General features: G+C 39.8%; 11 protein-coding genes. 7 read left to right on the top strand and 4 right to left on the bottom strand.

Annotated elements, in window-relative coordinates; genetic code table 11:
* Positions 1-130: 130 nt before the first annotated feature.
* Positions 131-430 carry a hypothetical protein gene (locus IF202_RS00055; protein WP_191592834.1) on the top strand — a complete coding sequence of 100 codons (300 nt, stop codon included), beginning with the start codon at positions 131-133 and terminating at the stop codon, positions 428-430.
* Here the strand turns inward: IF202_RS00055 and IF202_RS00050 are convergent.
* Positions 427-1,944, bottom strand: a complete 1,518-nt coding sequence (locus IF202_RS00050) for a Ppx/GppA phosphatase family protein (protein WP_191592833.1) — start codon at positions 1,942-1,944, stop codon at positions 427-429. The genes IF202_RS00055 and IF202_RS00050 overlap by 4 nt on opposite strands.
* Positions 1,945-2,461: 517 nt before the next feature.
* Between IF202_RS00050 and rho the strand changes: the two genes are divergently transcribed.
* Entirely contained in the window at positions 2,462-3,727 is a 1,266-nt protein-coding gene (gene rho / locus IF202_RS00045; RefSeq protein ID WP_191592832.1) for a transcription termination factor Rho, read from the top strand.
* A gap of 125 nt (positions 3,728-3,852) precedes the next feature.
* Complete coding sequence (locus tag IF202_RS00040) at positions 3,853-4,575, top strand: NAD(P)H-flavin reductase (protein WP_191592831.1); 723 nt, start codon at positions 3,853-3,855, stop codon at positions 4,573-4,575.
* Positions 4,576-4,652: 77 nt separating this feature from the next.
* Here IF202_RS00040 and IF202_RS00035 read toward each other — a convergent pair whose 3' ends face one another.
* Both IF202_RS00035 and mqo read right to left on the bottom strand, forming a co-directional pair.
* The gene (locus tag IF202_RS00035; protein ID WP_191592830.1) at positions 4,653-4,925 is read right to left on the bottom strand and encodes a hypothetical protein; all 273 of its coding nucleotides are present in this window, start codon (positions 4,923-4,925) and stop codon (positions 4,653-4,655) included.
* A 104-nt stretch (positions 4,926-5,029) separates the two neighbouring features.
* The gene (mqo, locus tag IF202_RS00030; protein ID WP_268926164.1) at positions 5,030-6,562 is read right to left on the bottom strand and encodes a malate dehydrogenase (quinone); all 1,533 of its coding nucleotides are present in this window, start codon (positions 6,560-6,562) and stop codon (positions 5,030-5,032) included.
* A gap of 365 nt (positions 6,563-6,927) precedes the next feature.
* Here mqo and IF202_RS00025 point away from each other — a divergent pair, with 365 nt between their 5' ends.
* A complete protein-coding gene (locus IF202_RS00025) occupies positions 6,928-7,329 on the top strand; it encodes a CBS domain-containing protein (RefSeq protein ID WP_191592829.1) in 402 nt (133 codons plus the stop codon).
* A 50-nt stretch (positions 7,330-7,379) separates the two neighbouring features.
* Here the strand turns inward: IF202_RS00025 and hslO are convergent, their stop codons facing one another.
* Positions 7,380-8,255 carry an Hsp33 family molecular chaperone HslO gene (hslO, locus tag IF202_RS00020; protein WP_191593790.1) on the bottom strand — a complete coding sequence of 292 codons (876 nt, stop codon included), beginning with the start codon at positions 8,253-8,255 and terminating at the stop codon, positions 7,380-7,382.
* Positions 8,256-8,483: 228 nt separating this feature from the next.
* Between hslO and IF202_RS00015 the strand changes: the two genes are divergently transcribed.
* The 3 genes from IF202_RS00015 to ppk1 all read left to right on the top strand — a co-directional run bounded on the left by IF202_RS00015 (position 8,484) and on the right by ppk1 (position 13,913).
* Complete coding sequence (locus IF202_RS00015) at positions 8,484-10,409, top strand: ABC-F family ATP-binding cassette domain-containing protein (protein WP_191592828.1); 1,926 nt, start codon at positions 8,484-8,486, stop codon at positions 10,407-10,409.
* Between the two features lie 146 nt (positions 10,410-10,555).
* Positions 10,556-11,545, top strand: a complete 990-nt coding sequence (gene hemB / locus IF202_RS00010) for a porphobilinogen synthase (protein ID WP_191592827.1) — start codon at positions 10,556-10,558, stop codon at positions 11,543-11,545.
* A 148-nt stretch (positions 11,546-11,693) separates the two neighbouring features.
* The gene (gene ppk1, locus IF202_RS00005) at positions 11,694-13,913 is read left to right on the top strand and encodes a polyphosphate kinase 1 (RefSeq protein WP_191592826.1); all 2,220 of its coding nucleotides are present in this window, start codon (positions 11,694-11,696) and stop codon (positions 13,911-13,913) included.
* The last annotated feature ends 361 nt before the right edge of the window (positions 13,914-14,274 follow it).

Below are 14,274 nucleotides of genomic sequence, written 5' to 3'. Positions count from 1 at the left end.
AAACAATGATATCAACCCTCTACCGCTCACCTATATAAAGATGTCATAAAATAGGAATAATAAAAGACACACTGACTATTTTTTATACTATTATAAAAGCTATCTTGAGCAACTCTCTAAGGTGGCTGTTTTGTCGATTACGTCCATATCTAACAATACTCCATATCAGCCTACTGTCTCAATAAAGACAGATATAGACTCACGTCCAAATTTTGAGAAACACGCAGATTCAGTGCAGCTATCTGACTATGCAAAAAATTTATTAGTCGAACAAAAAGTACAAAGTCAGCCCAATAAAGAAGCAAAAGAAGATGACACAGGAAAAGAGTCAGTACAAATATCATCGAGTGTAGGTCGTGTTTCTCGCGTTACTGGCTTACAACGAGAAGACGTTGCTGCTTTATATCGCTCTATAGAGAACCTAACTTAGCTAAAAGTCAGGTTATATCCACTTGCTATTAATATCTCAGCTTCTCTTTGTAAATTCGCTAACGTTAATGGTCTGCCATCTAACCATTCAGGTAAAAACTCAATATGCAGGTTTTTACTGTCCGCTTTTAAAGTGAAAATTGGCATATCTCCTTCTTTTCTACCGTCATGCAATAATATGGACAAGCGCAACAAAATTGATAAGCCGTCTAAATCTTGCTGATCACTTTTAGTAAATCGATAATCTAACGCCTGAGTAAATTTTCGGCGATGTCGTAAAATCAAATTAGCTAATGCTTGCTGCTCTTGTTGAGAGAAACCAGGCATATCTGACTCTCTAATAATATAAGCGCCATGTTTGTGATATCGACTATGAGAAATCCCTGCACCAACCTCATGAAGCAGACCAGCCCATCTAAGTAGATCTTCACTGGATATACTATTAAGTTTCCAATCATCTTTGACTTGAGCTAAAGCAGATAATGCAGTGTGAGTAACTAATTTCGCTTGCTCTGTATCAATATGATATTGATTAAGCATATAGTTGACGGTACGTTCTCGAATATCCGTTTCCGCATATCGTCCCATGATGTCATAAAGCACACCTTCTCTTAATGCACCATTAGAGAAATCCATCTGCTTAATATCAAAGCATTCAAATACAGCCGTTAATATTGCAATGCCTGCAGCAAAGGTACTTTTTCGTTCAGGTTTAAGGCCAAGTAAATCAATTTTATCTGAATGCCCCGCTAACAATAACGCTTTCTGGATTTGTTTAAGCGCTTTGATCGTAATGCCTTTTTTACTCCAATTATTTTCCTTAATAATATTGAAGGCGGCCTTAGCGGTTCCTGATGACCCCAGTGCAACATCCCAAGTTTCGTCAAGGTAATCGTCTTGTATACTTAGCAGTTCCAATCGTGCGGCAGTAACGGCTTTTTGAAAATTTGATTTATTGATAGCACCATCTGCAAAGAATCGCTGATTGAAGCTTACACACCCCATATGAAGACTTTCTGTCAATATGGGTTCAAGCTGCTGTCCAATAATAAGCTCTGTACTACCACCACCAATATCAACAACCAACCTTTTAGACTCACCATGATCCATCGTTCTGGAAACACCAACATAAATTAGTCGAGCCTCTTCTCTACCGGCAATAATCTCAATAGGGTGACTCATTATGTCCATTGCCTTGCCAATAAAATCATATCGATTTTTGGCCACTCGCAAAGCATTGGTTCCGACTACACGAACAGAACCTGATGGCATATCTTCAATAACTTGAGAAAATTGCGCTAAACAATCCAAGCCTCGTTGTTGTGCAGCATCGTCTAAGCGGCTATTTACTAACCCTGCAGCCAACTGAACTTTTTCGCCAAACTCCCCTATGATACGTAATTGTCCATGTGTTACTTGAGCAACAACCATATGGAAACTGTTTGACCCTAGATCAATTGCTGCTATTTTTTCGAAAGGAAAGTCGTGAGATTGTTGCAAAAAGAGTGATTGCATTCAGAAAGCCTTATGTCTCAGAAATCTTAATAGAAGGTGAGTATATCAGTTACCAAGGTATTTCATTGCTAAGAAAGTACCAGAAACAAGCCCGTATTATATGAATTTTTTGTAACCATTAAGCCCTTCTCACGAAAAGCAAGCGCAACTTACTTATTAAAGTGAAGAAAACAGAATTTTAAGTCAATTAAAATGGTTTTTGCTCAAAAAATTACCAAAAAGTGTTTTTTTACGAGTTTTCACTATAGACCTCGCCTTTAAGTCGAACTATAGTATGAATCGTTGAGATAAGAACAAAGCAATAAATTGTTTTAATTTTGACCCCAATCAAATTGTTTCGCGCTGTATTGGCTTTGCCCTATCCGGGCCGTTAAAACAAAACAAATATATTGTTTTATGTTTTTGGTGCCGAGTAGCTGATACATTGTTAAATACTTCCAGACACAAATTATGGTTACTTATTTGAATAACTCTAATTCCGTCAATTTCTTCCAATGAGCTAATACAAAACCCATTTATGAATCTTACCGACTTAAAACAGAAATCAGTACACGAACTTTTAGAAATCGCATCGGAAATGGGCCTAGAAAATATGGCTCGCTCCCGTAAACAAGATGTTATTTTCTCAATCCTAAAGCGTCATGCTAAAGGCGGAGAAGACATTTACGGTGACGGTATCTTAGAGATTCTTCAAGATGGCTTTGGCTTCCTACGTTCTCCTGACTGTTCTTACTTAGCAGGACCAGACGACATTTATGTGTCGCCAAGCCAAATTCGTCGTTTTAATCTGCGTACTGGTGATACGATCGCCGGAAAAATCCGTCCACCAAAAGACGGTGAACGATACTTTGCCTTATTAAAAGTGAATGAAATTAACTTTGATAAGCCAGAAAGTGTTCGTAATAAAATTCTTTTTGAAAACTTAACACCTTTGTTTCCTGATGAACGTTTGTTAATGGAAGCAGGCAACGGCTCTACAGAAGATATTACTTCTCGTATCATCGACCTTGTTGCTCCTATGGGTAAAGGTCAACGTGCCTTGGTTGTTTCTCCGCCAAAAGCGGGTAAAACCTTTATGCTGCAAAACATCGCCAACGCAATCACTCGAAACAGCCCAGACTGCCACTTAATTGTTTTGCTAATCGATGAACGCCCTGAAGAAGTAACAGAGATGTCTCGAACTGTTCGTGGTGAAGTTGTGGCATCGACATTCGATGAGCCACCAACACGACATGTTCAAGTTGCCGAAATGGTTATCGAAAAAGCAAAACGCCTTGTTGAGCACAAACGTGACGTAGTTATATTACTCGACTCTATTACCCGTTTGGCCCGTGCCTACAACACAGTAATCCCATCTTCAGGAAAAGTGTTAACAGGTGGTGTCGATGCCAACGCATTAGAGCGTCCAAAACGTTTCTTTGGTGCTGCACGTAATATTGAGGAAGGCGGCAGTTTAACGATTATAGCCACTGCACTTGTTGATACCGGTTCAAAAATGGACGAAGTTATCTTTGAGGAATTCAAAGGTACTGGTAACTCTGAACTTCACCTCGATCGTAAAATTGCTGAGAAAAGAACTTTCCCAGCAATTAATATTCGTCGTTCAGGTACTCGTCGTGAAGATTTACTTACGTCAGAAGATGAACTGCAACGCATGTGGATTCTACGTAAACTATTGAATCCTATGGAAGATGTTGCAGCGACAGAGTTTTTAATTGACCGTCTAAAAGTAACTAAAACAAATGATGAGTTCTTTGAATCAATGAAAGGTAAAAACAAATAACTTTGCCTTTTGGTTAAGTAAAAAAGCCACTTTACCAAAGTGGTTTTTTTTTACTCATATTAATACGCTATTATCGTCAGCCAATTTTTCACTCCAATGAGTGAGGCTTATATCGGAGTCGCTCTATGCAAGACATTACCGCGAAGGTAAACACTGTTGAATTAATTAACAAAGATGTATATCAAATTACCTTACAGGTAAATGACCTGTCTTTTATAGCTGGCCAATACTTAATGGTGGTTTTACCGACAGGCGAACAAGTCCCTTATTCAATTGGTAGCGCGCCACATGAACTACCAAACCTAACGCTGTATATTTTGGTTTCAGATGCTGAATCACTCGCCCACAAAGTAGTTGAGCATATTAAATCAAATGAAAATATTACCATCAAAGCGCCAGGTGGTGATTGTCACCTACAAAATGGTATTTTGGACACATCACCTGAACATATTTTGTTAATTGCAGGTGGTACAGGTTTTGCGCAAATCAAAAGCCTTTACAGTGAGCTAGTGGAAAGCAATTTTACTGGCAAAGTTTCCTTTTATTGGGGTGTAAGAAGTGAGGAAGATGTATTCGCGCAGTCTTGGCTAAAACACGCACACGAACACTCGCCTTTCTCACTAGAAGTTGTCGTAAATGAAGGCAGCGAAAAGTGGAAGGGAAAAACCGGCTGGCTGTATAATACAGTTTTAGAAGATCATCCAGACTTAAGTAAAAGCGTTGCATTTATAAGCGGATCCGTTGCCATGGTATATGGAACCCTTGACCAACTTGAGCTAAAAGGATTAAGCCAAGATAACAGTTACTCTGATGTGTTTGCTTATGCGCCACGACCTAGCAAGCCATAAAGACGCTATTTAGAAACAAAAAAAGAGAGACAATATTCATTGCCTCTCTTTTTTTATAAGCATTCTGATAAAATAACTTATGCTGCGTTTTTACAGACCGTTTCCCATAACGTCAAAATATATTTCTGATCTTCTTCAGTAACATTTTCTGATTCAATGGTTTCCCTTAGAATTCCATCAAACATCAAGTCAAATTCAACCTTTCCTTCACCTTCAATACTACTATGCAAACCCAGTAACCCTAATAAATAAGCGCAATAAAAAAGCTGATCACCCTCTTCAGCCTGATGCTCTATATCTCGTAATCTGTCACATAATTGATCAGCGCGCTCAGCAAACATCATTGTCATATTAAATCTCTATCTTGATATGTTCATTTTAATAGTTTAAATAACATAAAAAAGGCTAGGTATTACCCAGCCTTTTTTTAAACACTCTGTCACTAGTCTAAACCCTAAGGCTTTAAATGCAGCGTTTCTAATGTGTGCTCTCGAATAGAAAGAAGCAAATCAGTGTCATCGACTAATGATTCCCCGTAAGAAGGCACCATTTCTTTCATTTTCGTTTGCCACTCAGGGGTCTCCAAGCGATCATGAAAACAACGTTTCAGAATACCTATCATGGTATCTACTGTTGTTGATGCACCAGGTGAAGCGCCAAGTAAAGCCGCTAAAGATCCATCCTCTGTAGCAATTGATTCGGTACCAAATTGCAAACTTCCAACACCATTTTCGTCTTTCTTAATTATTTGCACACGTTGACCTGCATAAGCCAGCTCCCAATCTTTATCCTGAGCATCAGGAAAAAATTGACGTAATGATTTGCAGCGATCTTTATGAGATTGCATCACCTCGCTAATCAAATAACGAGTCAGATCCATATTATTTTTACCAACATTTAGCATTGGTTTAATATTGTCGAACTGAATACTTTTTGGCAGGTCGAAAAAAGACCCTGTTTTTAAAAATTTTGTCGTAAAACCGGCGAATGGACCAAATAAAATAGCCTTTTTGCCATCGATGATACGTGTATCCAAATGTGGAACAGACATAGGTGGCGCACCAATTGGAGCTGCACCATATACTTTGGCAAAGTGCTGATCTACTAGATCTGTTTTCTCACACACTAGCCATTGCCCACTAACAGGGAAGCCACCGAACCCTTTACCTTCTTTAACTTCTGCTTTTTGTAGCAAAGGTAAAGCTCCACCGCCAGCACCTAAGAAAACGAATTTAGCGCTTACTACTTTGCGAGAACCGTTTTGCTCAATGGTAACGTCCCATCGGCCATCAGCTCTTTTTTTCAAATCTTTTACTTCTGTTTCTAAGCTCAGTTCAAAATTTTCCAAGCTCTCTAGATGCTTACTCATGTTACGAGCAATCGCACCGAAATTCACATCTGAACCATGTTCAACACGTGTTGCAGCAAGTGGCTCACTATTATCACGGTTATTCATAACAAGTGGCATCCACTCTTTCAGTGTTTGCAAATCTTCAGTGTATTGCATCTCTTTAAAAGCTGGATGTGCGCTCATAGCCGCATGTCGAGCTTTGAGCATTGCTACATTTCGTTCACCCCAAACAAAACTCTGATGAGGTACGCGATGTATAAACTCTTTAGAAGCTGGCATTAGACCTTGTTCAACAAGGTAAGACCAAAATTGAAGGCTAATCTCAAAAGCAGCATTAATTTTTACTGCTTTATCTATATTGACAGAGCCGTCATTATTTTCAGATGTATAGTTCAGTTCACAATACGCGGCATGGCCTGTACCAGCATTATTCCAACCATCAGTACTTTCTTTTGCGATACCACTTAAACGCTCAACCATCATCATGGTCATGCTAGGATCTAATTGCTTTAGTAGCATTCCTAGCGTTGTGCTCATAGCACCGCCACCGACTAGTAAAACGTCTACAGAATTTGAGCTCATATAATTTCGCCGTGTCATAGCTAATTGTGAATTTGAGAGTGTTTTAGAAAACAGGCTTTTGGCCAACAGCCTATCTTTTAAGAAGACCGCTTTACTTTCTTACTCCTCTCCTCAGAACGCTTTTGCTTGCATATTAATATTGCAAATCCAAATAGCGAACAACCTATCAAGGATTCTGAGCAGGTATGAGACAATTATACGGATTTTAAAAGTAATGTCTTGAGACCTTAGTCGAAGACTGTAGCTATTTTCACAGATGTGTTTTTAACTTATTAACCATTTCGATGATTTTAATAGCATAAATAGAAATTTTAACGACATTAATAAAAAACATGTTCCGATTTTGTTTTTATATTAATATAACAATATTCACTATAAACACACTGAATTCTCTAATTAAGACAATGAGGAACGCAACGATGAAAGCACAAGATATCATGGCGAAAACAGTCATCAGTGTCGACATAGATGAACGCCTTCCAGAAATAAAAAAAATATTAGAGACCCACGCATTCCATCACTTACCCGTTATTGAAAATGGTAAACTGGTAGGTATCATTTCAGACCGAGATTTGCTTCGAATCATTAGCCCTTTTATTGATCGAGTATCAGAGCAACCAAGAGATTTAGATACACTAAACCGTGCCGCCCATCAGGTTATGACACGCCAGCCAATCTCAGTGAAGGCAGAAACGCCAATAGAAGAGATTCTTGCTTGGTTTAAACGTGTAGATATCTCCTGCCTTCCTGTTATCGACAATGAAGAGCAAGTCATTGGTATGATATCGTGGCGTGACCTTATTAATCACGCCACGTTTTAGCCTGAAATATGCTTTAGATTCAAACTATGTATTAGCCCAAATGATCAAGTTCAATGAGTTTGAGCTTGATCACCGAGTGCTGCAATTAAATCGGCCTCAACAAACTCATATTTTTCAGCGCAAAATTGGCAGTCCACTTTAACGCAACCTTGCTCGATCAATATCTCACGCACTTCTTCAGCACCAAGTGACATTACAGCGCCAAATGTACGCTCTCTAGAGCATGAACAACCAAATTGCATGGTTTTCATTTCGTACATTCTAACTTCTTCCTCATGATACAAACGATGCAATAGATCTATTGTTTCAAGCCCTAGCAACTCTTCTTCTTTAACAGTAGAAGCCAAATGAGTAAGGCGTTCCCATGCATCTTCATCCGTTGATTGAGCTTGTTCTGCAGGTAAACGCTGTAGAAATAAACCGCCACACTGAGAACCATTTGCCGCCAACCACACACGACTTGGTAGCTGTTCAGATTGTAAAAAATACTGTTCTAAACATTCTGATAATGTATCGCCAATAATCTCAACGATGCCTTGGTAACGCTGTCCGTTACGAGGTTGAATAGTGATAGCTAAGTAACCGCCAGCTAACACCTCTTTTAATGGTAGCTCTTCAGGTACATCTTGAGTTTCATCCCATTGAACAATGCCACGTAAGTTTTGAAACTCATCACATTCCGTCATCAATGTTGATAAAAAGCCATTACCTTTCGCTTGAATAGACAAAACACCATCTATTTTTATAATATCTCTTAGTAAGGCAATCGCCGCCACAAACTCCCCCAGTAGTTTTTCCAAAGGCAACGGATATTCTTTACGTTTAATTATTTCTTGGTAAGCGTCATTCAACAGCACACGCTCGCCACGAACATTCGTATTATCAAATGAAAAACGCTGAATTTCGTTAATAGGTAAATTATTCACAAGCACACCTTTGTCTAGCACGAAGCCGGATAAAATTTTCAAATTGAAATTGTCGCCATTTTACCCTTGAACCAGTCATTCATCTACTTTAAACCGTGTATAAACTTGGAATATGCGCTATTGCTATTTCGTTTACGTCATCAGCACTCTAAAATGAAAGCCATTCTATTTAAAATTTAAGTACGTCATTTTATTCCTCGCTACAGAGGTAAGAGATTTCTTGTTTTTATGATCCAATTTTCTGAAGTTAGTTTACAGCGTGGCACTCAGTTTTTACTTGAAGACGCCGACTTAACCATTTTCGAAAGTCAAAAGGTTGGCCTTATAGGCGCAAATGGTGCAGGTAAGTCCTCACTCTTCGCTATGATAAAAGGTGAATTACACGCGGACACCGGTGAAATTTTTTTACCAAGCAATCGCCGTATTGCCTTTATGGCGCAGGAAGTAGAAGAGACTCAGCGCACAGCATTAGATTATTGTCTCGATGGCGATGATTGGCTCAGAAAGATTGAAAGCAAAATAGCACAAGCACAAGAGCGCGGAAACGATCACGATCATGCCAACTGGTTAGGCGAATTTGAAAGCGCGCAAGGCTATACCGCCGAATCAAGAGCCGAAACCTTACTTCAAGGTTTAGGCTTCAAAATGACAGACATGCGCAAACCTGTATCTGACTTTTCAGGTGGTTGGCGCATTCGCCTTAATCTTGCAAAAGCATTAATGTGCCCCTCTGACGTACTTTTGTTGGATGAGCCAACCAACCATTTAGATTTAGACGCCGTTATGTGGTTAGAGAACTGGCTGCGCCAGTACCCAGGCACCTTGTTATTGATCTCCCATGACCGAGATTTCTTAGACGCTATTTGTAGCCATATCGTCCACTTTTACCAAAAAAGACTGACTGTCTATAAAGGTAACTATTCAGATTACGAGCGACAAAGAGCCGAGCACCTTGCTCAGCAACAGGCTAGCCATGAGAAACAAGTAACCAAACGTGCTCATTTGCAACAATACGTTGATCGCTTTCGCTTCAAGGCAGACAAAGCAAAACAAGCCCAGAGCCGTTTGCGAATGCTCGAAAAAATGGAACTCATCGGCCCCGCTCATATCGACTCTCAATTTGAGTTCTCTATTCCAGTGGCTGAAAAAACATCTCAACTATTGGTAAACCTCTCACAAGCTGATTTAGGTTATACATTAGAATCGGGTGAAAAAATCATCCAGCTTGGGGACAGTAACTTCGCCCTTCGTGACGGCCAACGTATTGGTTTGCTTGGACCGAATGGTGCTGGTAAATCAACTTTAATAAAATCAATTGTTGGAGAAATTGACGTTTTATCGGGCGATCGAATACTCGGCGAAAACCTAAAGATAGGTTACTTTTCTCAGCATCAATTAAGCGCATTAGATTTGGAAGCGTCGCCACTGCTCCATATTCAACGCCTTTCGCCTAAAGTATTAGAAAATGAAATTCGTCGCTACCTAGGTGGCTTTGGGTTTATTGGAGATGATGCACTACGCGCTGTAAAAGGCTTCTCTGGTGGCGAAAAAGCACGTCTAGCTTTATCTCTTATTTCTTGGACAAAGCCCAACCTATTAGTGCTTGATGAGCCGACAAACCATTTAGACCTTGAAATGCGACAAGCTCTCACAGAAGCATTACAAGAGTTTCCCGGCGCTATCTTATTGGTGTCACATGATCGTCATTTATTAAACAGTACTGTCGATGAGTTTTATCTTGTTGCTGACAATGCGATTCAATCTTTTGATGGTGACTTACCTGCTTATCATTCATGGTTACAAGCACGACAAGCCAATACTAATCAGGCTGAAAAGAACGAACTTAGTGTCGGCAAAGTCGAAAAAATAGACCGTAAAGAAGAACGTCGAAAAGCAGCCGAAGCTAGAGAGAAGTTGCGACCTCTTCATAAGAGAATCGAGCAATTCGAAAAATCTGTACTAAAGGCACAAGAACACCTAGACCAAATATCAGAACTTATGTCTGACACCGCTTTGTACGAAGCAGAACAGAGAGAAACATTACAAAGCTTATTAAGTGATGAAGCTAAATGGAAGAAAGCACTCGCTGAAAGTGAAGAAGCTTGGTTTGAGGCTCAAGAAGCGTTAGAAGAAGCCGAAGTATTATTGGACTAGTTAATACCATCCCAATATTCTTGCATTAAATAACGCTATCATTTCATCATTTATATGCTTTAGCACAAGGTGATTAGGATGAGATTGACTTAATATTGTAATAATACTCAAGTACATTCATACACAGTAATAAGGAGCCATATCGGATGACATTTCCATATACTCGTATGCGTCGCATGCGGAAGAATGATTTTTCTCGCCGCCTAATGCGCGAGCATCATCTAACTGCCGACGATTTAATATATCCAATGTTTATTATTGAAGGAAACAATGTCCGTCAGGCCGTTCCATCAATGCCAAATATAGATCGCATTTCCATCGACTTATTATTGGAAGAAGCAAAAGAGATAGTCGATTTGGGTATACCTACTGTGGCTTTATTTCCAGTTATTAAAGATGATAAAAAATCATTGCTTGCGGAAGAAGCTTACAATCAAAATGGCTTAGTACAACGAGCTGTTCGCGCATTAAAAGAAGCGTTTCCAGAATTAGGTGTATTAACCGATGTAGCCTTGGATCCATACACAACTCATGGACAAGATGGCATTATCGATGATGATGGTTATGTGTTAAATGATATAACAGTTGAGATTCTTGTTAAACAAGCGCTATCGCATGCTAAAGCAGGCGCAGACGTTGTTGCACCTTCTGACATGATGGACGGTCGCATTGGTGAAATTCGTGATGAATTAGAAAATGAAGGCTTTATCAATACACTGATTATGGCTTATGCAGCAAAATATGCGTCTGCATATTATGGCCCTTTTAGAGATGCAATTGGTTCTAGCGGTAACCTTGGTAAAGGCAATAAATTTACCTATCAAATTGATCCAGCAAATTCTAATGAAGCCATTAGAGAAGTCATGTTAGATTTGGATGAAGGTGCTGACATGGTTATGGTGAAACCCGGCATGCCTTATTTAGATATTGTCCGCAGAGTGAAATCAGAATTAGAAGTACCAACTTTCGCCTATCAAGTAAGCGGAGAATACGCTATGCATATGGCGGCTTTCCAAAACGGTTGGTTAGATAAAGATACGGTAATGATGGAGTCGCTGTTAGCATTCAAACGTGCTGGGGCAGATGGCATCCTTACTTATTTTGCAAAAGACGCTGCACGCCTGCTAAAAAGCTAAGCATTTATATTTTAGCTAAAATAAGAACTAAGAATCGGTGACCCACAGGCTGCATTGGTGTAGTTTATTCTTTATATCTAAAAAATAGGTAAAGGGAATAAAGATACCAACATCATAATTAAAAGGTATTTGGAGATAATAAAAGCACATGTCTGAGCAGTCTGTGAACGAGATAGAAAAAAAAGAACTAATACCTGCACCAACAATAGAGTTGGATGCCGAACTAGTTCTAGAGCCAATTCCAGAGCAACCACAAGATCGCACTAAGGTGGCTATAGAAGAGCGCCCGCCTGAAGAGATTGATCTGGGCGACCCTGAACTCTATTTCAACCGTGAATTAAGTCACTTACAATTCAACGCTCGTGTACTTGAACAAGCCATGGATGAAAACCATCCAATTTTAAACAGACTGATGTTCTTGTGTATTTTTAGCTCTAACATGGATGAGTTTTTTGAAATTCGAGTGGCGGGCTTAAAAAGCCAGTTAGAATATAATCGTGAAAAAAATGGCCCTGACGGCATGCACCCTAAAAAAGTGCTAAGCCTAATCAGCGAACAAGCGCATAAATTAGTCCGCCGCCAATATAAAATCCTAAACGACATTATTTTCCCTAAACTAGCAGAAGTAAACGTTAGCTTTATACGTCGTACTGTTTGGAATGAGAAGCAAGCCGTTTGGGTTAAGCGCTACTTTAGAGACAATGTTTTACCCATTATCAGCCCTATCGGACTAGACCCTGCTCACCCTTTCCCAAGGCTGGCTAATAAGACCTTTAACTTCGTTGTCGAGCTAGAAGGCAGAGACGCCTTCGGCCGAGAAAACGGGCTTGCTATTGTACCAGCACCAAGCTCATTGCCTCGTTTAGTAAAACTACCTGACGATGTTTGCGAAGGCGGAGACAATCTTGTTTTCCTCTCGTCTATTATTCATGCACATGCAGATCAACTTTTCCCTGGCATGACAGTAAAAGGTTGCTTTCAATTTAGATTAACTCGTAATGCAGATCTCGAAGTCGACTCTGATGACATTGGTGTTGATTTAGCAGGTGCTTTACGAACAGAATTGCAAAGCCGACATTATGGTAGCTCTGTACGACTTGAAATTGCAGAGAACTGCCCTCTACATATTGTAGATTCGTTGCTAAAACAATTTGATTTAGAACAACAAGATTTATACCGTATCGATGGCCCAGTAAATCTCAGTCGATTAATGGCTGTACTAGAAATGGTTGATCGCCCTGATCTTATGTACCCTCCTTTTTCACCTGGGCTACCAAGAAAACTAGCCAGTTCAGGAGGTATATTCGAAGCTATTCGCCAACGCGATTACTTACTCATGCACCCATTTGAAAGTTTCGCTCCTGTAATAGATCTTTTAAGTGAAGCAGCAAAAGACCCAAATGTGGTTGCAATACGTCAAACACTCTATAGAACAGGCTCACGTTCACCAATTGCGAATGCATTAGTTGAAGCTGCCAGAAATGGAAAAGAAGTAACTGTTGTTATCGAATTGCGTGCACGTTTTGATGAAGCTGAAAACTTAGCATTAGCGAGCCGCTTACAAGACGCAGGAGCTATTGTTGTTTATGGCGTAGTACGCCATAAAACACACGCTAAAATGATTCTAATTGTCCGTAGAGAAGGAGTAGATCTCACTCGTTATGTGCACTTAGGAACTGGTAACTACCATGCAGGCAACGCAAGACTATATACGGATTACAGTTTCCTTACTTGTAACAAAGAAATCGGGGACGATGTGCATCGCGTCTTCCAACAATTAACAGGAATGAGTAAAGAACTAAAGGTTAAAAAGCTATTACATGCACCCTTTACTCTAAGAGACCGTTTACTCGAGATGGTTAATCGCGAGGCACAAAATGCTCTTAATGGAGACCCTGCGCGCATCATCATAAAAGTCAATTCTCTAACTGAGCAAAGACTGGTTCAAGCTTTATACAAAGCCTCGCAGGCTGGAGTTAAAATAGACCTTATCATTCGTGGTATTTGTACATTACGCCCTGGCATTAAGGGAATATCTTCGAATATCAGAGTACGGAGTATCATTGGCCGATTCTTAGAACACACTCGTGTTTATTATTTCTATAACAACCGTAACCCTCAAGTATACTTATCCAGCGCTGATGGAATGGACCGGAATCTAAACAATCGTATCGAAGTAGCTTTTCCTTTACAGGATTACAAACAAACACGTCGAGTGAAAAAAGAGCTAGAATACTATTTGGCGGATAATACTCAAAGCTGGATACTGCAAAGTGACGGCTCATATCAGTTATCAAAACCAAGAAAAGATGATTACCGTAGCGCCCAACGAGTTTTACTTAACGAGCTCGCAGACAGCACTCGTTAATAACGTATATATTTTAAAGCCCTCACAAGAGGGCTTTTTTGTACCTGCAATATCCAGTCTTAATCACCGCTCAAAAGCCACTAGACATCTCCCAAAATAATTTCTGCACTTATACAAATACTTATATAAAAACTAAAAAAGCCCTGATAGATTCTCCTATTAGGGCTTTTTTCTGTTCTTGAACTCACGAAACGACAGGGTGTTGTTTTCCATTTACGCTGACTCGTTGAACCTGCGAAACAGTCGCAAGTAAATGAACAATAAAATGCTCTCGTTTCCTAATGACCCAGAACGAAAAAACCCCGTCCTGCATAGCAGAACGGGGCTTCTCTTAATTCAAGCTTGACGACGACCTACTCTC

It is taken from the genome of Marinomonas colpomeniae (genome assembly GCF_014803385.1).
Classification (GTDB): Bacteria; Pseudomonadota; Gammaproteobacteria; order Pseudomonadales; family Marinomonadaceae; genus Marinomonas; species Marinomonas colpomeniae.
This window is presented reverse-complemented; position numbering and strand designations above follow the sequence as displayed.